Source organism: Mycobacterium sp. MAA66, from assembly GCF_041261665.1.
Lineage (GTDB): Bacteria > Actinomycetota > Actinomycetes > Mycobacteriales > Mycobacteriaceae > Mycobacterium.
The window spans coordinates 1-1,401 of record NZ_JBGCCC010000026.1; the positions used below are offsets into that span (position 1 = coordinate 1).

Genomic DNA, 1,401 nt, shown 5'->3' on the forward strand with positions numbered 1-1,401 from the left:
GCGTGAAACTTGCTGTCCGGATGGACAACCCGCCACAGCATCTCGTCGGCCGGGTGCAGCAGGACCGGCGCATCGAGGGCTTTTGACAGCTCCGGCGCGACGGTGATGTGGTCGTTGTGGCCGTGCGTGCAGACCACCGCGACCACATTGCGGCCACCGACTGCCTCGATGATCGGCCCGGCGGTGTGGGCGGCGTCGAACACCACGACGTCGTTGTCGTCACCGACCAACCAGATGTTGTTGTCGACGTCCCAGGTCCCACCGTCCAGGCTGAACGTGCCGCTGGTGACGACCCGCCCGATCGCACCCACTAGAGGATCACCACGGAGCGCAGCACTTCGCCGCCGTGCATCTTGTGGAATGCGTCCTCGATCTGGTCCAGCCCGATCCGCTCGGACACGAACTTGTCCAGCGGCAGTCGACCCTGCAGGTACAGGCTGATCAAGGTGGGGAAGTCGCGTTCGGGCAGGCAGTCGCCGTACCAGGACGACTTGAGCGAGCCGCCGCGGGAGAAGAAGTCCACCAACGGCATCTCCAGCGTCATGTCGGGCGTCGGAACACCCACCAGCACAACGGTTCCCGCCAGGTCGCGGGCATAGAATGCCTGCTCGTACGTCGCGGGGCGACCGACCGCGTCGATCACCACGTCGGCGCCGTTGCCGTCGGTCAGATCCCGAATTGACCGGACGACGTCAGCGTCGGCTGCATTGACTGTGTGAGTAGCTCCGAACTCCCGGGCCTTCGACAACTTTCGCTCGTCGAGATCGACGGCGATGATCCGTTTGGCGCCGACCAGCGCGGCGCCGGCGATCGCGGCGTCACCCACGCCGCCGCAGCCGATGACTGCCACGGTGTCGTCGCGGCCCACGTTGCCGGTATTGATCGCGGCGCCGATGCCCGCCATCACGCCGCAGCCAAGCAGGCCGGCCACGGCCGGGTCGGCGGCCGGGTCGACCTTGGTGCACTGGCCCTGGTGGACCAAGGTCTTGTCGGCGAACGCGCCGATACCGAGGGCCGGGGTCAGCTCGGTGCCGTCGGTCAGCGTCATCTTCTGGGTGGCGTTGAAGGTGTCGAAGCACAGGTTCGGGCGGCCCCGCTTGCACGCCCGGCACTCGCCGCAGACGGCGCGCCAGTTGAGGATCACGAAATCGCCGGGCGCGACGTGGGTGACGCCCGTACCGACTGACTCGACGGTGCCTGCGGCCTCATGGCCGAGCAGGAACGGGTACTCGTCGTTGATACCGCCCTCGCGGTAGGTGAGGTCGGTATGGCAGACACCGCAGGCGATGATGTCGACGACGACCTCACCCGGCCCCGGATCGGGAATGATGATGTCGACCAGCTCGACGGGCTGCTTCTTGGACCGGGAAATCACACCGCGCACTGTCTGGCTCATGGCTA

General features: G+C 66.8%; 2 protein-coding genes. Both read right to left on the reverse strand.

The genetic code is table 11. The annotated features are described in order from the left end of the window. On the reverse strand, positions 1 to 311 hold a 311-nt coding region (locus tag ABIA30_RS27370; RefSeq protein ID WP_370071347.1), incomplete at its 3' end, for an MBL fold metallo-hydrolase. Next, positions 311 to 1,396, reverse strand: a complete 1,086-nt coding sequence (locus ABIA30_RS27375) for an S-(hydroxymethyl)mycothiol dehydrogenase (protein WP_370071349.1) — start codon at positions 1,394 to 1,396, stop codon at positions 311 to 313. The genes ABIA30_RS27370 and ABIA30_RS27375, both read right to left, overlap by 1 nt. Positions 1,397 to 1,401 lie beyond the last annotated feature (5 nt).

Bases quoted from the DNA above. Each gene is read 5' to 3' on its own strand.
- ABIA30_RS27375 (WP_370071349.1), bottom strand. From the start codon at position 1,396: ATGAGCCAGACAGTGCGCGGTGTGATTTCCCGGTCCAAGAAGCAGCCC.